This window comes from Permianibacter aggregans, assembly GCF_009756665.1.
Lineage (GTDB): Bacteria > Pseudomonadota > Gammaproteobacteria > Enterobacterales > Permianibacteraceae > Permianibacter > Permianibacter aggregans.
Window position 1 is genome coordinate 1958000 of record NZ_CP037953.1, and the last position, 20876, is coordinate 1978875.

15 protein-coding genes and 1 pseudogene are annotated in these 20876 nt (G+C 54.4%); 10 read left to right on the forward strand and 6 right to left on the reverse strand.

What is annotated here, in order from left to right; translation table 11 throughout:
- Positions 1–9 precede the first annotated feature (9 nt).
- From E2H98_RS08955 to E2H98_RS08970, 4 genes are all read left to right on the forward strand, one after another.
- On the forward strand, positions 10–3096 hold the full coding sequence (locus E2H98_RS08955) for an efflux RND transporter permease subunit (protein WP_133591289.1): 3087 nt from the start codon (positions 10–12) through the stop codon (positions 3094–3096).
- A gap of 66 nt (positions 3097–3162) precedes the next feature.
- On the forward strand, positions 3163–4563 hold the full coding sequence (locus E2H98_RS08960) for an efflux transporter outer membrane subunit (RefSeq protein WP_157591312.1): 1401 nt from the start codon (positions 3163–3165) through the stop codon (positions 4561–4563).
- 301 nt (positions 4564–4864) lie between these two features.
- A complete protein-coding gene (locus E2H98_RS08965) occupies positions 4865–5398 on the forward strand; it encodes an REP-associated tyrosine transposase (RefSeq protein WP_133591284.1) in 534 nt (177 codons plus the stop codon).
- A 79-nt stretch (positions 5399–5477) separates the two neighbouring features.
- Positions 5478–5906 carry a nucleoside triphosphate pyrophosphohydrolase family protein gene (locus tag E2H98_RS08970; RefSeq protein ID WP_133591282.1) on the forward strand — a complete coding sequence of 143 codons (429 nt, stop codon included), beginning with the start codon at positions 5478–5480 and terminating at the stop codon, positions 5904–5906.
- Positions 5907–5978: 72 nt separating this feature from the next.
- On the opposite strand, the gene E2H98_RS08975 is transcribed toward E2H98_RS08970, so the two are convergent.
- On the reverse strand, positions 5979–8150 hold the full coding sequence (locus E2H98_RS08975; RefSeq protein ID WP_157591313.1) for a TonB-dependent receptor: 2172 nt from the start codon (positions 8148–8150) through the stop codon (positions 5979–5981).
- Positions 8151–8394: 244 nt separating this feature from the next.
- Between E2H98_RS08975 and E2H98_RS08980 the strand changes: the two genes are divergently transcribed.
- From E2H98_RS08980 to E2H98_RS09000, 5 genes are all read left to right on the forward strand, one after another.
- Positions 8395–10509: a cytochrome D1 domain-containing protein gene (locus E2H98_RS08980; protein WP_198325275.1), complete on the forward strand. Its 2115-nt coding sequence runs from the start codon at positions 8395–8397 to the stop codon at positions 10507–10509.
- A 197-nt stretch (positions 10510–10706) separates the two neighbouring features.
- Positions 10707–11543, forward strand: coding sequence for a DUF6544 family protein (locus tag E2H98_RS08985; RefSeq protein ID WP_133591278.1), 837 nt, complete (start codon positions 10707–10709; stop codon positions 11541–11543).
- Between the two features lie 46 nt (positions 11544–11589).
- Entirely contained in the window at positions 11590–12270 is a 681-nt protein-coding gene (locus E2H98_RS08990; protein ID WP_133591276.1) for a hypothetical protein, read from the forward strand.
- Positions 12271–12428: 158 nt separating this feature from the next.
- On the forward strand, positions 12429–13019 hold the full coding sequence (locus tag E2H98_RS08995) for a DUF6151 family protein (RefSeq protein ID WP_198325276.1): 591 nt from the start codon (positions 12429–12431) through the stop codon (positions 13017–13019).
- 261 nt (positions 13020–13280) lie between these two features.
- Positions 13281–14591, forward strand: a complete 1311-nt coding sequence (locus tag E2H98_RS09000) for a trypsin-like serine peptidase (protein ID WP_133591274.1) — start codon at positions 13281–13283, stop codon at positions 14589–14591.
- An 84-nt stretch (positions 14592–14675) separates the two neighbouring features.
- Here the strand turns inward: E2H98_RS09000 and E2H98_RS09005 are convergent.
- A pseudogene (locus tag E2H98_RS09005) lies at positions 14676–14918 on the reverse strand (PrpF domain-containing protein); the annotation flags it as partial.
- A gap of 95 nt (positions 14919–15013) precedes the next feature.
- Here E2H98_RS09005 and E2H98_RS09010 point away from each other — a divergent pair.
- Positions 15014–15415: a hypothetical protein gene (locus tag E2H98_RS09010; protein WP_133591270.1), complete on the forward strand. Its 402-nt coding sequence runs from the start codon at positions 15014–15016 to the stop codon at positions 15413–15415.
- Positions 15416–15514: 99 nt separating this feature from the next.
- On the opposite strand, the gene E2H98_RS09015 is transcribed toward E2H98_RS09010, so the two are convergent.
- From E2H98_RS09015 to acnD, 4 genes are all read right to left on the reverse strand, one after another.
- Positions 15515–16036 carry a hypothetical protein gene (locus E2H98_RS09015; protein WP_133591268.1) on the reverse strand — a complete coding sequence of 174 codons (522 nt, stop codon included), beginning with the start codon at positions 16034–16036 and terminating at the stop codon, positions 15515–15517.
- Between the two features lie 60 nt (positions 16037–16096).
- Positions 16097–16585, reverse strand: coding sequence for a hypothetical protein (locus tag E2H98_RS09020; RefSeq protein WP_133591266.1), 489 nt, complete (start codon positions 16583–16585; stop codon positions 16097–16099).
- Between the two features lie 143 nt (positions 16586–16728).
- The gene (gene prpF, locus E2H98_RS09025) at positions 16729–17913 is read right to left on the reverse strand and encodes a 2-methylaconitate cis-trans isomerase PrpF (protein WP_133591264.1); all 1185 of its coding nucleotides are present in this window, start codon (positions 17911–17913) and stop codon (positions 16729–16731) included.
- 143 nt (positions 17914–18056) lie between these two features.
- On the reverse strand, positions 18057–20648 hold the full coding sequence (gene acnD / locus E2H98_RS09030; protein ID WP_133591262.1) for a Fe/S-dependent 2-methylisocitrate dehydratase AcnD: 2592 nt from the start codon (positions 20646–20648) through the stop codon (positions 18057–18059).
- Positions 20649–20876: the final 228 nt, after the last annotated feature.

A 20876-nucleotide genomic window follows, 5' to 3' on the forward strand; every position in this document is an offset into this window, starting at 1 on the left:
ATTCTTATCATGCGATCGTTTACTGATTTATTTATCAAGCACCCGGTGCTGGCCGTCGTGATCAATCTGGTGATCGTGCTGGTCGGCTGGAAGGCGCTGACGACATTACCGGTACAGCAATATCCGCAATTGGAAAGCTCATCGGTGATCATCACGACCGTGTACACCGGCGCCAGTGCCGAAACCGTACGCGGATTTCTGACGACGCCAATCGAACGTGCGGTAGCCGCAATCAGCGGTGTTGATCACATCGAATCAACTTCGCGCGCTGGTGTCAGCACTGTCACGCTGCGTTTGAGCCTCGGCCACAGCAGCACGACCGCGTTAGCGGAAGTGACGGCGCGCTTGCAACAAGTGCGTTCGGAATTGCCTAGCGAAGCCGAACCACCGGTCGTCGATGTTCAGCGCGCCGACCGGCCTTACGCAACGTTCTATGTCAGCTTTGCCTCCGATCAACGCAGTGCGCCAGCACTGACCGATTGGCTGGCGCGCACGCTGCAGCCGCAACTATCGACCTTGCCCGGCGTGCAACGGGTAACGCTGGAAGGCAGTCAACCGATTGCCATGCGCATCTGGATTGATCCGGAAAAGCTGGCGGCGCTGAATCTGGCACCCGGCGATGTCTACACGGCGTTGCGCCAGAACAATTATCTGGCCGCCGTCGGTCGCACCAAAGGCAATGAAGTGCAGGTCAATCTATTGGCCAACACCGATCTGCGCAGTGTCGAGGAGTTTCGCAATCTGATCGTTACCGAGCGCGATGGCGCCGTGGTCAGGCTGACTGATGTGGCGCGCGTTGAACTCGGTGCCGAAGAACCGGACATGGTCGCGAAATACAATACTCGCGATGCCGTCTACTTGGGCATTTGGCCGCTGCCGGGTTCGAACGAAATCGACGTTGCCGGTCATCTGAAAGCGGAAATGGAAGCGATTCAGAAAACCCTGCCGAGCGATATCACGATGCGCTTGGTTTGGGATGGCACGATGTTCATGCGCGATGCCATCGAAGAGATCAGTAAAACGCTGATCGAAACGATTTTAATCGTCGGCCTCGTCGTTTATTTGTTCATGGGTTCGATTCGCACCGCGCTGGTACCGCTGATCGCAATGCCGGTGTCCCTGGTTGGCGCCGCACTGGTCATGTACGCGTTCGGTTTCAGTTTGAACCTGCTGAGCATTCTGGCGATTGTCCTGGCCGTGGGTCTGGTCGTTGACGACGCGATTGTCGTTGTCGAAAACGTCGAGCGTCATGTGCGCTTGGGCAAAACCCGGGTGCAAGCAGCATTGGTCGGCGCGCGTGAATTGGCCGGGCCGATTATCGCGATGACGATTACCCTGGCTACCGTTTACACGCCGGTGGCGTTACAAGGTGGCTTGACCGGTTCGTTGTTTCTGGAGTTCGCCATTACGCTGGCTGCCGCCGTGGTGGTATCCGGTTTGGTCGCGTTGACGCTATCGCCCGTGATGAGTTCGCGCTTTGTTCATCCGCATGGCAAGGAAGGCAAGCTGACCGCGATCATGAATCGCGGTTTCGATGCCGTCGCGCGTGGCTATTCCCGCGTGCTGGACGGTGCGCTGGAAATGCGCTGGGCGATTGTTGCGGTAGCGATCATCATCACACTCGGTGCCTGGCCGTTGCATCACTACTCGCAACGCGAATTGGCGCCGGTTGAAGATCAAAGCCATATCAGTCTGTTCTTTGAAGCCGCGCCGGATTCGACCTTGGCTGCTTCTGATCGGGCGTCGAAACAAGTCGTTGATGTCATCACCGCGTTTCCGGAAACCGATTTCATGTGGTCACTGACGACTTCATGGGGCGGCTTTGGTGGTCTGGTTGCCAAAGACTGGCGCGAACGTGAACGTTCAACTGAAGAAATGCTTGGCGAAGTCTATTACGGTATTTCGCAGGTGCCAGGGTTGCGCGTATTCCCACGTCTCGATCCGCCGTTGCCTACACCGGGTCAGTTCGATGTTGAGCTGGTGTTGCAAAGCGATGCTCCACCGGAGCAATTGCTGCAAACCGTTGGCCAGGTACTGGGTGCCGGCTGGCAGAGCGGTAAGTTCCTGTTCGTCGATACCGATCTGAAAATTGATTTACCGGAAGCCCGTGTTGTGCTCGATCGTGAACGCATTGCCGATTTGAATCTGGATCTGGCAACGGTCGCGCGTGAACTTGGCACGATGCTCGGTGGCGCTTACGTCAATCGTTTCAACTACTACGATCGCAGCTATAAAGTGATCCCGCAGTTGAGCGATGGTGATCGCGCGACACTGGAGCCGTTGCTGGACCTGAAAATCCGCACGCCATCCGGCGAGCTGGTGCCGGTGTCATCGTTCACCCGCATTGAAACGACGGCGGCACCGCGCGCACTGAATCGCTTTCAACAGCGCAACGCGGTGAAAATTTTCGGTGGTGTCAAACCGGGCGTGACCAAGGCCGAAGCCTTGGAAGTGCTGGAAAATGCGGCGCGCCATGCGCAAGGCCCAAGTGTGATGATCGATTACGCCGGCGAATCGCGTCAGATCAAACAGGAAAGCGGCGCGCTGACGGTGACACTCGGCTTCGCGGTGGTGCTGATTTACTTGGTGTTAGCCGCGCAGTTCCATAGCTTCCGCGATCCATTAATCGTGTTGCTCGGCTCGGTGCCGCTGGCGATTTCCGGTGCGCTGCTGTTCACGTTCACCGAACTGACTACGATCAACATCTACTCGCAAGTCGGTTTGATTACGCTGGTCGGGTTGATTGCCAAGAACGGCATTCTGATTGTCGAGTTTGCCAATACGCTGCGTGAACGCGGTGTCGAGAAACTGGCGGCAATTCGCGAAGCATCCGTTACCCGTTTGCGTCCGGTATTGATGACCTCGGCCGCCACCGTGTTCGGTCACTTGCCGCTGGTCATGGTCAGCGGTCCCGGCTCGGAAGCGCGTAACAGTATCGGTATTGTGTTGGTGGCCGGCATGGTCATTGGCACGGTATTCACGCTGTTTGTTGTACCGACTTTTTATCTGCTGCTGTCCGGCGAACATAAACCGGCTGACGAGCAGGAACACGAAACGGAAAGCACTGGCGAGCCGCAAGCGCTGCCAGCCAACTGAACCCTCCTTTTCTCGGGCATGTGCATTCATGGGCCTTGCCCGGGAATTTTTAACTGGAGCAAAAGTATGAACAAATTTTCTGTTCCGCTGCTAACCCTGCTGCTGAGTGCTTGCGCAATCGGCCCGGATTATCAGCGGCCAACGATCGACTTACCGGAGCAATGGCAAACCGCCAAAACCGCCGATGTCGATACCCGCGCCTGGTGGGCACAATTCTCCGATCAGCGTTTACAGACACTGATCAACGAAAGCCTTAACAATAATCAGGATTTGAAAATTGCCGTCGCCAATATCGAAGCTTCTGCGGCGGCACTGGGTTTGGCGAGAACCGATTTTCTGCCTAGCGTTAATGCCGCCATCAGCGGCGCGCGCGAACGCTACATCGACGGCAGCACGGACAGCATCTATCAGGCCGGCTTGTTGCTCGATTACGAGTTCGATCTATGGGGTCGTATTCGCCGCGCCAACGAAGCGGCCGCCGCCGATCTGGCCGCCGATGCCTTTACTCGCGATGCCTTGCAAAACCTGATCGTGGCGCAAGTCAGCAACGCCTATTTTCAATCGCGAGCACTGGATCGACGCATTGCCTTACTGGAGCGCTTGCAAGTGACGCAACGCGAAAACTTGCAGTTGCAACAAAAGCGACTGCAAGCGGGATTAATTGCCGCCTACGATCTGGAGCAGGCGCGCAGCGAAGCCTATGTCGTCGATGCTCAGTTGCCGGCCTTGCGCGCGGCGCGTGTGCAAACACTGACCGCACTTGCGGTGTTACGCGGCGTATCGCCAAAAGCGATGACCCAAGCCTGGCAACAACAGTACGCCAGTGATGTTGATGCTTCTGCATTACCCATCGCACCAGATGTACCAATGGATCTACCGGCGAGCTTGCTGGAACGGCGCCCTGATATTCGCGCAGCAGAACAACGTTTGGTCGCCGCCAATGCTCGCATTGGTGAAGCCAAAGCCGCGTACTTTCCACGCCTGTCGTTGACTGGCATTGCCGGCGCCGCCTCACAAGCGCTGGCGGATTTGCTCGATAACAGTGAGCAAGTCTGGTCGGCCGCTGCGACCTTAAGCCAACCGCTAACCGATATTCGTCGTGTCGGTTATCGCGTCGATGCAGCGGAAGCGCGCTATACCGGTGCCGACGCGTTTTACCAGAAAACCGTGCAAATCGCGTTTCAGGAAACCCTCGACGCGTTAACCAGTGTCGATGCCGCCCGCGCGATCATGCAGGCTCAAGATCAACGCGTTGAAGCATTGCTGAAAGCGTATCAAGCGGCGCAGTCGCGTTATCGCGCTGGCGATTTGAGTTACCTGGAATTGCTTGATGTCGAACGTCAGTTACGCGCCATTGAACAAGAGCAAGTGATCGCACAACTAGGCCTGCTGCAATCCACGGTCGATTTGTATCGCGCTCTTGGCGGTGGCTGGCAAAGCAGCGCCGACACCGTCGCTGCCAAGTAAAGGGCGTCATGACGTACCGTTTTTGTCCGATGAAAAAGAACGGCGGGTCGTGACCCGCCCTACGATTTGCCCTTTGTTTTTCCAGTCACTTTCCACAACGGCCGTCGACATCCCCTCCGTGGTCGACGGCCGTTTTTTTCCGTAGGGTGCGTCATGACGCACCATTTAAACCCGAGGGGAAAAAGGCGGGTCGTGACCCGCCCTACGTTTCCGTGGGGACCAGTAACGATCTTTTTATTGACGTAGGGTGCGTCATGACGCACCTTTTGATTTCAATGGAAAAAACACTTTAGGCAAGGATATGCCGAGATACAGACGCTACTGGCTGGAAGGCGGTACTTACTTTTTCACGGTGAATCTGTTGGAGCGGCAATCTTCGCTGCTTACCGAACACATTGCTTTGCTGCGGCAATCGGTAGCCATAACCAAGCAACGAATGCCGTTTCATATTGATGCCTGGGTAGTGCTCCCCGACCATATTCACGCCGTGTGGACCTTGCCCGAAGGTGACTGTGATTTCTCCACTCGCTGGCGATTGATCAAGTTTGGCTTTTCCAGAGCGCAGGCATCAACCGAGCGGCGTTCTAACGCCCGCAGTGCGAGGGCAGAGCGAGGCATCTGGCAGCGCCGCTTTTGGGAACATGCCATTCGTGATGAGCAGGATTACGCCAATCACGTTGATTACGTTCATTTCAATCCGTTAAAGCATGGTTTGGTGGCAAGGGTCGCCGACTGGCCTTATTCGACCTTTCACCGCTACGTCGCCGATGGCCGCTACCCTCCGGATTGGTGTGGCAGTCGCGAAGTTTCGTTTCCGACAGGGGAGTTGACGTAGGGTGCGTCATGACGCACCTTTGCATTCTATTTTGAGAACGGCGGGTCATGACCCGCCCTATGGTTATCGGTGACAAGAAATGAGCGATTTCGCAGACGACATCAAGCGGTTCAATGGCATTTACAAACTGCCAGTGAACGACGTACCAACAACCGATATCGGTGTTTCGGTTTCCGAACGATTGAAAGCTTTCAAGAATATTCTGATCGAGGAAGTGCACGAAATCGACGAGATTATCGACGCACAGGAATCCGGCAAATCGGAAATGGAAGTGCTGACGATGCTGGCCGATCTACTCGGTGATATACAGGTTTATTGCGCCTCAGAAATGGCCAAGTTTGGTTTGCCGCTGGATCAGGTGCTGGCGATCATCATGCAGTCGAATTTTTCCAAACTCGGTGCCGATGGCAGGCCGATTTATGACGAGCGTGGCAAGGTCATGAAAGGCCCGAGTTACTGGAAGCCGGAACCGAAGATTCAGGAATTGTTGGCTTCGCTTAAGAAGTGAATACGTAGGGTGCGTCTTGACGCACCATTTATATCCGACGAGAAAAAAACGGCGGGTCGTGACCCGCCCTACTTAGAATGTCATCTGCCACTGCAGCTTGGCATAGCGACCCGGTTGTGACAGCAGCGGGATCATCGGATGGCCCGCTTCAAAGATTGATACATCATTCCACTGCCACCAGGTTTTGTCGGCCAGATTGTAGATACCGATACCGAGTTGCATCTCGTCCGTTGGTTGCCATTGCCAAAGCAGATCGAATACCGCATAACCGGCGGGGACAAATTTTTCATGGCGACTTTGGTCGACATCGGTTTGTTTTTCGGCAAAACGACTAATCAGACTTAACTGCCAATCGGATTTTTGCCATTGCAAACCAAGGTGACCATTGAATGGTGGCACCGAGTTCAATGGCTCGCCGGTTTGTTCGTTTTCACCTTTGCCGTAGAACAATGCCGCCTGACTCAGCAGCTCACCCCAATCGCCACTGGTCCATTGCCATTGCGCCTCCAGCTCGGCACCTTCGATGGTGGCCGAACGAACATTCTGTGATTGAAACAAGGTATCGCCGCTGCCTGGATCAAGGCCAAGATTGACTCGACTTTCGATGAAGTCATCGAAACGAGTTTGAAACAGCGCAAACGCCCATTCCACTTGCTCAGCGCGACCACGCCAGCCAAACTCAATGGTGCGCGAGCTTTCCGGTTTCAGATCCGGATTTGGGATCGCGCGAATGCGAAATGCTGGCAGATATAAACCGATATTGGCGTCTTCAAAAGGTGGTGAACGAAAGCCTTCGGCGTATTGCAGATAAAGCGTTTGCATAGCGCTCAAATAATGCAACAAGGCCAACTTGCCGGTGTGTGCGGAAGTGTCAATGTCAGTAACGTCGGTCAGCGGGTTGTCTTCCCGCCACAATGCATCGACCTGCGGACTCAGTTCGTAATGCTCGTAACGCCAGCCGGGGATCAACTCCCAGTTGGATGACAAGCGGATTTCGTCATGGGCATAAACCGCCCGTTCGTGAATGTCGCTAAGCGGAAAGTCACGCACCGGCATCCGTTCACCGAGAATCGTGGTAGTGCTGACGCCGGTTAACAAGTTGGTTTGCAGGCCATCACGCTGCTCACGGATTTCCGTTTCACTGAATGACGCACCGACACCAATTCGATGCTCAACGCCGAATGCCGACAGCGCCCGACTGAAATGGCTGTCCACGCCGGTATGGTCAAACTGGTAGGCAAAGTTTCGTTCAATGCGGGTTTGACTGCTGGCCGTTTGCCGCCGCTCGTCGCTGTACTGATTGCTATCCTGCTGCTGCTGAAAAACATTGATGTCGATATCCCAATCGCTACCGTCATGACGCCAGTGCACCAGCAAGCGTTGACGCGCACTATCATCGTCGCCAAACAAGGCGGTCGTGCTGGCGAAACGGGCATAACCCAGCAGCGAACGATTATCGGATTCAACGCGGTTATCGCTTTGCTCTGCAATCACGCGCAACGCATCATCGACACCTATTTGCCATTGCCAATGCAGCAACAGACTCTGCCGCTGTTGTTCGCGGCCATCATCGATGGCGGTGACGGCACTGTGACCAAATGCTTGTGAATCTCGCCTTGCGCCGGCCAGTAGCAATTGCTGTTGTTCATTGCCGAGAGCACCGGCAATCATCAGGCTGCGACCATCATCGCGACCATCGTAACTCGTACGCAGCAGCACACTGCCGGTTGTTTGCCGCAACAAATCGTCCGGCCTCAAGGTTTGCATGCTGACAACGCCGCCGACAGCATCACTGCCGTACAGCGTTGAGGCGGGACCGCGCAGAATTTCCACCCGATTCAACAAGCCCAGTTCGAGCACATCGCGGCCGGCATTGGCGTAATTACCAACATCGAATTGATCGGCCAATGGCACGCCATCGAGCAACATTGCCACCCGGTTTTCACCAATGCCACGCACCGATAAGCCGGTGGCGCCAAACCGCGTTCCAGCTTGATCAATTTGCACACCGGGTTGGTAGCGCACCAGATCTTCAAACGTCGAGACCATCTGCTCGCGGAGTTCTTCGCTGCTGATCACAGCAACACCGGCGGCGACATCACTGACTGGTCGCTCACTACGCGTGGCGACCACAACGATGCGCTCCGGTTTGATTTCCGGCGCGTCATCGGCCTGGGCGATTCCGTATCGGCTGAATAAGCCGGCGATAATCAGATAAGGCGCATACGACAAGACATTTCTCACGGGCAACTCCTCTGCGGCTATTGCTCTTCGCTATAAAACCGCTTTTTTTCAGCACCAGATCGCGGCGCATTTCAGACCCGATCAGCATGCGCAAAAAAACCATTTGATTTATTGATTCTGCGTAAGGTTTGTCATGGTTAGAAATTGACCAACATCAATATCTTCTATCGCGATCGGACTAGGCTGAACCCCATCGATAAGTGGCATCTTTGATGAATCTTTAATAACGAATGGGGAGTGAGTCATGAATAAGACGATGAAGCTGTCGTTACTGGCCAGCCTTTGTCTGGCCTGTTGGCCAATGGCGAGTCCGGCTGCTGATGCCTTGGCCGAACACAAGGCCGAGGTTGCGCAAGGCGGAAAATCCGCGCAACTGGAGCGCGGCAAAGCGCTGTATGAAAAGTATTGCAGCGGCTGCCATCAGGCCAATGGCGCCGGTCTGCCCGGTGCCTTTCCGCCACTGGCCAAATCCGATTATTTCGCCAAGGACCGAAGCAAACTGGTCGCCAGCATCATCCATGGCCTGAGTGGTGAAATCACCGTCAACGGTCAGAAGTACAACAATGTCATGCCAAATTTCGCCTATCTGAAAGACGAAGAAGTCGCGGATATCGTTGCCTATGTGCTGAACAGTTGGGGCAACAGAGGTGGACAGGTCACGGTAAAAGAAATTGCCGCCGTGCGCGCCGGTGATGGCAGCAAACAAGCCGCTGGTCCGCACCCCGGTGCCTCGGTACCGGAAATGACTTACCAATCCGGATCATCGACGATCAAACCGGAAGAAACAAAAACCTTCGTCAACGGCACCGGCCCGAAAATTACTACCGATGAGTTCGCGCACGCCTCACAAATTTATTTCGAGCGCTGTGCCGGTTGCCATGGCGTGTTGCGTAAGGGTGCCACCGGCAAACCACTGACCACCGACATTACCCGCAATCGCGGCACCGATTACTTGAAAGCCTTGATCGCCTACGGTTCACCGGCCGGCATGCCGAACTGGGGTAGCAGCGGGCAGTTGAGCGATCAGGAAATCGATCAACTGGCGCGGTTCTTACAACACGAACCACCGCAACCGCCAGAATGGGGCATGAAAGAAATGCGCGAGTCCTGGCAGCTGCATGTGCCGGTCGACAAGCGTCCGAAGAAAAAAGAAAACGATTACAACATCAAGAATGTTTTCGCCGTGACGTTGCGCGATTCCGGCGAAGTGGCATTGATTGATGGCGACACGAAAAAGATCATCAATATCATCAAGACCGGTTACGCCGTGCACATCTCGCGTATCTCCGCTTCCGGTCGTTATTGCTTCACCATTGGCCGCGATGGCCGCGTCGACATGATCGACATGTGGATGAAAAAGCCGGACAAAGTCGCAACAATTAAAGTCGGACTGGAAGCACGCTCCGTCGAAACCTCGAAGTACAAAGGTTTCGAAGACAAGTACGCGATTGCCGGCTCGTACTGGCCACCGCAGTATGTCGTCATGGATGGCAACACGCTGGAGCCGTTCAAAATCGTCTCGACTCGTGGCATGACCGTCAGCACCCAGGAATACCACCCGGAACCGCGCGTCGCGGCAATTGTCGCCTCGCATGAACATCCGGAGTTCATCGTCAACGTCAAGGAAACCGGCAAGATTCTGCTGGTCGATTATCGCGACCTGAAAAACATCAATGTGAAAACCATTGATGCCGCCGAGTTCCTGCACGATGGTGGCTGGGATGCAACACATCGTTATTTCCTGACGGCGGCCAACAAGTCCGACAAAATTGCCGTGGTTGATTCGAAAGAGCGTGAACTGGAAGCGCTGATAGATGTCGACAGCATTCCGCACCCGGGTCGCGGCGCCAACATCACCGATCCGAAATTTGGACCGGTCTGGATCACCTCGGCACTCGGCAATGACAAGATCACGTTCATTGGCACCGACCCGGACAAGCATCCAAAAAATGCCTGGAAAGTGGTGCGGGTTTTGAACGGGCAGGGCGGCGGTTCGCTGTTCGTCAAGAGCCACCCGAAATCGAAAAATCTCTGGGTCGATACACCGCTGCATCCGGATGCCAAGGTCAGCCAGAGTGTCGCGGTGTTTGATGTCAACAATCTGGAAGCCGGCTTTACCGTGCTACCCATTGCTGAGATGGCCGACCTCGGTGAAGGGCCAAAACGCGTCGTGCAACCGGAATACAATCTGGCCGGTGACGAAGTCTGGTTCTCGGTTTGGAACGGACAGGATCAGAAATCGGCGATTGTCGTCATCGATGACAAGACCCGCAAGCTGAAGCATGTGATCAAAGACCCGCGTCTGATCACACCCACCGGCAAGTTCAATGTGCATAACACGGTGGCCGATATCTACTGATGTATCGTTCGCTAGCAAACCAACGCCCGGCACCAAGCCGGGCGTTCTTCTTCCTGCTCAATCCTTTATCGATCAATCGATGACGCGCTTGGACTTTTCACTTTCCTGATCTATATCAAGTTAATCCACACCGTTCACGCCTAGCGTGAACACTCTGCTGCACTTCGCACCCCGAATAAGGATTTTGGAGCCGCTCCATGGCTTACTTCATCACTGCCAGCTTGCTTGCCATCGTTGCGCTATTGCTATTGGCGTTGATGGTGTTGCGGCTGTACGACACCTGGCAAGATCAACGTGAATGGCGAAGGCTTCAACATCAGCAAGCGATCGACCCAGCGCGCTTCGATCCACAGCGGCTGAGTAATCAAGCCGAGCCGGTGCAACGCTTTTTTCGTTTTGCCATTGCCCCCGGTACGCCACTGTTCACCGTTGCCGAAATCAATATGGTCGGTGAATTCAGCTTGGGCAGCAAAGAACGACCCGCTTACCGGCCAATGCGGGCCAAACAAATTCTCGCGGCGCCACACGGTTTTGTCTGGCGTTTACGATTGCCGGGCATTTCCGGTTCCGATTCGCAGCGCTGGACCCGCTTTCGACTGTTCGGCCTGATTCCGGTCGCCCATGTCGGTGGCAACGACAATCATCGTCGCTCAGCGTTTGGTCGTTACATCGCCGAGGCCTTGTTCTGGACGCCGGCGGCACTGCTGCCGAGCGACAACGTGACATGGCAGGCGATGACTCATCATCGCTGTCGAGTAACCGTACGTCACCAAGGACTTGAACAATCCATTGATTTGCAGATTGACGATGAAGGCCGACCACAGGCAATCAAGTTCCAACGCTGGAGCAATGCCAACGATGACAAACAATTTCGTTTGCAGCCATTTGGTGGCTATTTGTCCGACTTTCGTTATGTGCAGGGATTCCAACTGCCGTTTAGAGTAGAGGCTGGCAACCAGTTTGATACCGAGCACTACTTTCCATTTTTCAAAGCAGAACTGACTTCAGTGCGATTTCCAGGGTTGTCGCCATAACCAGAACCCATTTTGCGATTGCACTCGAAATAAATAAGGAGCGGCTATGAACACACCTGCCATCGCGACGGCGAGCAAAGTGGGAGCCATCTCCGCCCTGCTCTGTACGTTTCTCAGTGTGTTTTACGTTATCGCGCAGCTTGCCGAATGGGCCGGGTTGCTCGGTTCATCGGGCGGCCCTCATGGCAGCAGTACCACGCTCGGCATTGCCCTGCTGCTGACACCCTCTCTGTTGCTTGCTTTGGCCTTCGTAGCGTTGATGGTCGGCGTCCATCACGCAACCGATCCGGCGAGAAAAATCTACAGTCACATGGCCCTGAGTTTCGCGATTATTTATGCAACGCTGGTCAGTATCGTCTATTACGTACAATTGAGCTTTGTGCTGCCACGGCTTAACGCCGGTAACACCGAAGGCATCAGCTTGCTGCTTTTCACCCCGTTTGATTCGTTTCTGTACGCGATTGACGTCTATGGCTACGGCTTGATGAGTCTTTCACTGTTGCTTGCCACATGGTCGTTCCCGCCAATACGTTCGTTGCTGGCTATTCGCCTGGTCTGTGTTGCGAATGGTATGTTGATTCCGTTTTTAGTCTTGCAGATGTACTGGCCAGTCCTGATCTGGGGCGGCAGCTTGTGGGCAATTACATTTCCACTCGCAATGGTATTGCTCGCAAAACACTTTCGCGACTTGGGCCAAAACCGAGCAATATTGACTGCGAGCCAGTGACGCATTGGCTGGTTCCGAGCAAATCCTTGAGGTGCAGCCGTTACGAGTAAAGGCTGGTAACGACAACGAGAAATGTGTCACGCGCTGATCATTGATCGACAGCCATCGTTTCGGTTATTAAACTGCTGAGTGGTTTGGCAGCAACAAGGAATGCTTTTATGCCCTATCCGGTTCAATGCGCCTGCGGCACGGTCAAAGCCGAACTGGAAACCACAGGCCACGAAATCCATTGTGTCTGTTATTGCAAGGATTGTCAGGCGTTTGCCCATTTTTTGCGAAAGCCAGAAACGATACTTGATGCCTCTGGCGGCACGGAAGTCATTCAAACGTCATCGGCGAATTTGCGCTTCACCGATGGCTTGCTTCATGTTGCCTGTATGCGTTTATCAGCAAACGGCATGCTGCGCTGGTACGCCAACTGCTGCCACACACCGATTGGCAATACGATGGCCAATAGCAAAATCGCGTTTGTTGGATTGTTTCGTCAAGTACTTGCGACCAGTGGAGATCGTTTGGATGAAACATTCGGCGATGTGAGTTGCCGTTGCAACGGCCAAAGCGCCATTGGTGAACCGAAACCGAAAGATCACGGAATACTGAAAGCACTTGTGCGCCTTGGCAGCATGATACTGAAAAACCGCATCAATGGCCGTTATCGTCAATCACCATTTTTTCATAACGGCATGCCCGTCGCCGAACCGTTGATACTAAGCAACGCGCAACGACAAGCCTTGACCAAACTGGATTGAAACGAAACCTCAGCAATAAGCCCACCACTATCGCAATTGCCGCCATCGTGGACGCCGTGCATTTTACAAACGTCTGTACAAGGGCGGTGACAGCCGTCACCGCTAGTCGATATTTCACACGCGACTACGTTTCCCACCCGCAGGTTTTCACGGCAGCATCTGCTTTATCGCATTCTTGACTGGCGCTCTAATGACGCCGCTCCCCGTGCGAAGGATCGCAGTGCACAGGAGCTTTCTTCTACGTTTGAAAAGGACATCACCATGAACCATTCTCATTGGCTCGCCAGCCTGGCGCTCGCCATTTCTTCCTCATTCCTGACATCAGCCAACGCCGCCGACATGCAAACCAGCAGTGAAGCACAAATGCCGGAAACCACGGTGTTTTCACCGGCACTGCGGTTTGAAGGCAAAGTCGTGGATCGCATGCCGGATGGCAAAGCGATTCGTGAGTACGCGATCATGCGCGGCCGCAAATTTGTTTGGGAAGGTCGCATCGACAATCGTGTCGCGGCACCGGAAACGGTTGATCGGATTGACAATGCCTCGTTTGATGATCGCTATCTGACCCGCGAACAACTGGCAGAGAATCTGCGCGGTCTGGCACTGTTTAATGGCCATCAATTTCGCGAAGCGACACCGGCATTTGATTTGGCCGATCAGGTAATGCGCCTGCATGAAATGGAACGCAGCGGTGCATTGCAAAAATCACCGGCGGGTCGCAGCCCTTCACAAGGCAACGCGCGCTATAACCTGCTGCAGGAAGACAAGCTGAGCCTAGAATCGGGTTCTGCGATCGGTATCAATATCGTGCATGGCTCAGTTGATGACCGCGACGTTATGGCCAACACATCGTATCCATACCGCACCAACATCGTGTTCGATAATGCCGGCTCGACTTCTGTCATCAATTCCTCGCAGGGTTCCGGTACATTGATTGGCCCGTCAACGGCAATGTCGGTTGCCCATGTATTTTGGGATGAAGGCGCCGATACGTGGGAATCGACGCATCGCTGGGCGTCTGGTTATGACAGTGCGGATGCCGACCCGAGTCCGTATGGAGAGTGGTATGGCTGCTACTGGGTTACTATTCCTACGGCGTACACCAATGGCAACGAATCTCGTCATGATTACGCAGTTCTGGATTTTGATGTCGGCTGCAATTCGTTTAGCAATGGTGTCAATTCCGATGAACCCGGTGCAACGGTTGGTTGGTTAGGCGCTTACACCGCGTCGTCTGGCGATATTGAAAGTAAAACCGGCTACGTGCGCGGTTATCCGGGTAGCGGTAGTTGCGGCAACCCGTTGGTCAGCTGCGGCACGCGTATCTGGGGCGATGTGTCATGGTCAAGCGAAAACAACGCGACCTCGAACTTTATTGAACATTATGCCGACACCAGCGGCGGTCAAAGCGGTTCTGGTTTTTATCACTACGCCGATCCGAGCTGCAGTGGCTGTGGTTATGGCGCTTATCTAGTTGGTATGCATCGCGCCGGTGCGACGAATTACAACCAGGCTCGTCGTTTCGATTCAACGGTGTATTCGTTTATGCTCGCTTATAGCAGCGACTATTAATCGAACACCTGTCAGGCTGAGTACCGGAGCAAAAAAAAGGAGAGAACATGGTTCTCTCCTTTTGCATTGAAGTCAGAGATGATTTCACGCGGGAACGCGAACGCCCCCCGCCATCAACCCCCTGGCACGGCAACCCATGATCACCTTGCGTACAATCCATTGGCCGTTGACGTTTTCGATCTGCGCGCCAACGCGCAAGGTGCCAGAGGGATGACCAAGGCGCACCGCTTTGTGTTCACCGCCATCAGCTGCTCTATTGACCAGCATGCCGGGAATGGCGGCAGCGGTGTCTGTCATGGCGTGGTACCGTTTGCCCATCGACAAGGAACTTTTCTATCGGCCACCGGTCATGGTGATAACACTGTGCAGATATTCAGTGTTCACCCGCCTAATCCGTTACGCCGTTAACAGGGAAATTCATCATGAAACTATTGATCAGTTCAGTTGTTTTGCTTTTTGCTGTCGACCAGGCCACGGCCAATTCCAACTGCGCAACACTGTCTACGGTCTTTGATGGCCCAAAAACAGACCGCGTCTATGCCGCCCGCATCGCCAGCATCAATGGCGAGAATGTGGTCATGGAAAAGCAGGAACACAAGCTTGCCCCCGGTCGCCATTCGGTGTTGATCTACCACACGGACAAATCATTGGTCGAGCACGCGCAGACCCGCGACAATTATCCAGCTCAGGAAATGATTATCGACGTCGTACCCGGCAAGGTTTATCACCTGGGCGCCAAATTCAACTCCACCAAACGCTTCAAACCTGAGGAAAAATGGACTGCAGTGGTTTGGGATATCAAGGACCGCGAGTGTCAGATTTGACAAGCCATCCTATCGGCGTGCTTATCACGCATATGCTGGCGCTAATCAATGCAGGTTCCTTTAGCATCGATTAGCGCTTGGTCCATAGCAAAAAATGCCCTAATTGCCATGGCCTCGTAACGGCAAAGATTTCGCATCCTCTCGCTTAATGCGACTGCCGGTAAACAACCGTTTCTTGTCGCGTAGTTTATCCAGATCTTTCTTGCTCAAATACTGATTACCATCCAACCGGTTACCGGTACTGAATACGCCGACCATTTTTGAGAACAGGGAGTTGCGCAGGTCTTTCTCGTGATCGGAAAGGGTCTGCTCCAGCGCTTCAATGAGTTGGCTTTTGCGGGCACTCTTGTAGACCTGATTGGAAAGATTTGCCAAAGCAGAAGCAATAACAACGGCGGAGCGGTTTTTGGCGTTTTTCTGCAAAAAATCCGCATACTTGAACTGAGCCCGGTCATCACCAGCAGCGGCCAGGTTGCAGAACAGTTCGCTTGCCGATGCCAAATCTCCCTCGCGCTCCAAAAGGATGGCGTCCTGATAGATCAGATTGTCTCTCGCATCGTCGCAAGCAAATGCTGACTCCAACTCCCCCTCGAACTGCTCCATGTCCAGCTCATTGGCCATGCTCACAGTGGAAAAAACGAGTGCACAGAAAACGATGGTCCGATTCATCATCGCATGCTCCTATCCTTGGCAGTCCTCAGCGAAATACTGGCTACAGAGTTGTGCGTAATCCTTTCGCAGCAACTGAATGAAGTCCCTGTGCTTGGCGACTAACGAGGTGACAGGGTTCCGAACAACGAAGTGTCCGGGGTAGTTCAGTTCGCCCTGTTCGACAAAAAAGCAGAACCCGTCATCACTGTAAGTAATTTGCAGGTCGTAGACATTGAAGCGTTCAATGCAGTATCGGCCCTCCGGCACCTTATACATTTTCAATGTCCTGCCGATCGGTATGTGCGATATCTGAATATTCGGCAATCCTTTGCTGGTGCCATTGATATGCATAGTGTGTAATGAATCCAGTGAATCCATTACCAGCGCCAGATATCCCTCGTTTCCTTTCAGCGACCGTTCCTTTTGCTCTTTCAGTTCTTTTGTTGCGCAGCCGCATAATAAGGTGAGCGTCAACATTACCAACGCGTTCGTTGTCATCCGTAGTAACCGGTTGCTCATGATCCCCCTCCATTTTATTTTCTGATGGCTTTTCCTTTCTGACTTCGGCAATCCGTCCCCAAAACGGTTGCCGAATTTTTCGACATTATTGCCATACAGCAGGGCAGCATTTCAACTGCAGTGGACGAATTCCCCTGCTCCACTTATCCCGGAACCCTTACCGCCCCCTCCATCAGCACCCGTGCGCTACGGCTCATGATTGCTTTACGTACCACCCACTGACCATTGATGTGTTCTGCCTGCGCGCCAACTCGCAACGTTCCGGAAGGATGACCAAAGCGCACCGCTTCGCGCTCGCCGCCGCCCGCAGCGGTGTTGACCAACGTGCCGGGAATGGCGGCGGCAGTGGCGATAGCGACCGCAGCAGTGCCCATCATCGCGTGATGCAGTTTGCCCATTGATAGCGCCCGCACCAGTAGATCAATGTCTTCGGCTTTTATCGCTTTGCCGCTGGACACAACATGATCGTTGGCTGGGGCTACAAACGCAATTTTGGGCGTGTGCTGGCGTTTCGCCGCTTCGGAAATATCCCTGATTAAACCCATTTTCACGGCGCCGTGCGCGCGCAGGTTTTCGAACATGACCAAGGCTTTTGGATCGCCGTTGATCGCTTCCTGCAGTTCGGTGCCGTTGTAACCAATATCGGCGGCGTTGACGAACACGGTTGGGATGCCAGCGTTGATCATTGTGGCTTTCAGTGTGCCGATACCCGGCACCTCCAGATCATCGACGAGATTGCCGGTTGGGAACATCGCGCCGCCGTCATCACCCTCGCCTTCATCAGCGGGATCGATAAACTCCAGTACGATTTCGGCAGCCGGAAATGTCACGCCATCCAATTCGAAATCGCCGGTTTCCTGCACTTCGCCGTTTTGAATTGGCGTGTGCACGATGATGGTTTTACCGATATTGGCTTGCCAGACTTTGACCGGGAATACACCGTTTTTCGGCAAACGCGATTTTTCGATAAAACCATTGGCAATTGCAAATGGACCCACTGCCGTCGAGAGATTGCCGCAGTTGCCGCTCCAATCAACAAACGCCTGATCGATCGACACTTGGCCATACAGATAATCGACATCGTGGTCGGGTTTACTGCTTTTGGAAATGATTACGCACTTGCTGGTGCTGGAGGTAGCGCCCCCCATACCATCGGTGTGTTTACCATACGGATCGGGGCTGCCGATGACGCGCATCAGCAGGGCATCGCGTGCTGGTCCCGGTTGTTGCGCTGCTGCCGGTAAATCCTGCAAGCGAAAGAACACACCTTTGCTGGTGCCTCCGCGCATATACATTGCCGGAATTTTGATTTGGGGTTTGTGGGTCATGATGATTTCCAAAGATTATTCGTTACCAGCAGACTTTCCCCTCATCCCAACCCTCACCCCACTGGCGTGGGGTGAGGGAGCTGCTTCCTTCTCCCTCGGTGAAAGGAGAACGTGAGGCGAAGCGCCGGATGAGGGAAATGTTTTTACGATTTCGCCGCTTCCAAAAAGTCCTGAGCGAAACGCTGCAGCACGCCGCCGGCTTCGTAAATCGACACTTCTTCAGCGGTATCCAAACGACAGGTGACCGGCACTTCTACACGTTCACCATTTTTGCGATGTACCACCAATGTCAACTCGGCGCGTGGTTTACGCTCGCCAATGACGTCGTAGGTTTCCGTGCCGTCCAAGCCCAGCGTTTTGCGATTGGTGCCGGCTTTGAATTCCAGCGGCAATACGCCCATGCCGATTAGGTTGGTGCGATGGATGCGCTCGAAACCCTCGGCAGCAATCGCTTCGACACCAGCCAAGCGAACACCTTTGGCGGCCCAGTCGCGTGAGCTGCCTTGGCCATAATCGGCGCCAGCAATAATGATCAACGGCTGGCCGCGATTCATGTAGGTTTCAATCGCTTCCCACATGCGCATCACTTTACCTTCCGGCTCGACGCGCGCCAACGAACCTTGTTTGACTTTGCCGTTTTCAACAACCATTTCGTTGAACAGTTTCGGGTTGGCAAACGTTGCCCGCTGCGCGGTCAAGTGATCACCACGATGGGTCGCGTAAGAGTTGAAGTCTTCTTCCGGCAAGCCCATTTTTGCCAGGTATTCGCCGGCGGCGCTGTCGAGCATGATCGCGTTTGATGGCGACAAGTGATCGGTGGTGATGTTGTCGCCGAGCACGGCCAGAGGGCGCATGCCTTGCAGCGTGCGCGGTTTCGCCAGCGCACCTTCCCAATAGGGCGGACGGCGGATATAGGTGCTCATCTCGCGCCAGTTGTATAGCGGGCTGATTTTTTCATTATGTTCGACACTGGCCGTGAACATCGGCTCGTAGACTTTGCGGAACTGCTCCGGCTTGACCGAGGATTTAACAATCGCATCGATTTCTTCATCGGATGGCCACAGATCTTTCAGCGTTACCGGTTTGCCATCCTGATCAAAACCGAGCGCATCTTTTTCGATATCGAAGCGGATGCTGCCGGCAATGGCGTAGGCCACGACCAATGGCGGCGACGCCAGGAAGGCTTGCTTGGCGTAGGGATGAATGCGGCCATCGAAGTTGCGGTTACCGGATAGCACGGCAGTTGCGTACAAATCGCGGTCGATGATTTCCTGCTGAATTTTTGGGTCCAATGCGCCGCTCATGCCATTACAAGTCGTGCAGGCAAACGCAACAATACCGAAACCGAGTTTTTCCAGTTCCGGTTTCAATCCGGCTTCTTCCAAATACAGTTCGACGGCTTTCGAGCCGGGCGCCAGCGAGCTTTTCACCCATGGTTTACGCAGCAAACCTTTACGATTGGCGTTACGCGCCAGCAAACCAGCCGCGATAACGTTGCGCGGGTTCGAGGTGTTGGTGCAACTGGTGATCGCGGCGATGATCACCGCGCCATCCGGCATTTGTCCTTCGGTTTCTTGGTACGGCGCGACGATGCCTTTGCTGGCGAGCTCAGTGGTGGCCACACGCGCATGTGGGTTCGACGGGCCGGCCATATTGCGCACTACAGTCGACAGATCAAAGCTCAGCGTGCGTTCGTATTGCGCGCTTTTTAAATTGTCAGCCCAGAGTCCGGCTTGTTTCGCGTAAGTTTCGACGAGTTTGACTTGGCTCTCATCGCGACCAGTCAAACGCAGGTAATCCAGCGTTTGCTGATCGATAAAGAACATCGCGGCGGTGGCGCCGTATTCCGGTGCCATATTGGAAATGGTCGCGCGGTCGCCGAGCGTCAGCGCCGCTGCACCTTCACCACGGAATTCCAGATAGGCACCGACGACTTTCGCTTTGCGCAGGAATTCGGTCAACGCCAGTACGATATCGGTGGCGGTGATGCCGGGTTGCGGTTTGCCGGTTAGCTCGACGCCGATGATTTCCGGTAGACGCATCCACGAGGCGCGGCCAAGCATGACGTTTTCGGCTTCCAGTCCGCCAACACCGACGGCGATGACGCCGAGGGCGTCGACATGTGGCGTATGGCTGTCGGTGCCGACACAGGTGTCCGGAAACGCGACACCGTCCTGCACGTAAATGACCGGCGACATCCGCTCCAGATTGATCTGGTGCATGATGCCGTTGCCGGGCGGAATGACATCGACATTCTTGAACGCTTGCTTGGTCCAGTTGATGAAGTGGAAACGATCTTCGTTACGGCGATCTTCAATGGCGCGGTTTTTCTCGAACGCCTGCGGGTCGTAACCACCGCATTCGACGGCCAGTGAGTGATCGACAATCAGCTGCACCGGCACCACCGGGTTAACCAGCGCCGGGTCACCGCCCTGGTCGGCAATGGCATCGCGCAGACCGGCCAAATCGACCAATGCCGTCTGGCCAAGAATGTCATGACAGACAACACGGGCCGGGAACCACGGGAAATCGCGGTCGCGGCGGCGTTCGACCAGCTGGCTCAGGCATTCATTGAGAATTTCCGGGTCGCATTTGCGCACCAGGTTCTCGGCGTGGACGCGGGCGGTGTACGGCAGCGTGTCGTAACTGCCCGGTTTCAGGGCTTCGACGGCCTCACGGGCATCAAACCAATGCAAAGACGTGCCAGCCAAAGGCTTGCGAAAAGCGTTGTTCATGTTGTGGGGGGTCCAGTGCAGCACCGCCGCAGGCGGCATTAACAGGTTTGACCATTATGCGAAAAACTTCGCTGAGGGTCATCCGGCTTTGGTCGGCTTCACGCACATTTCTCGTGGTTTTTTGGCATAAGTCGGGCCGTGGGCAGCAGAACCGTACCAATCAGTCCAGTTTTTGGCTCTACACTTCGACGTGTCGCCGCAGACAAAAGAGCCGGTTAAGGACACCAA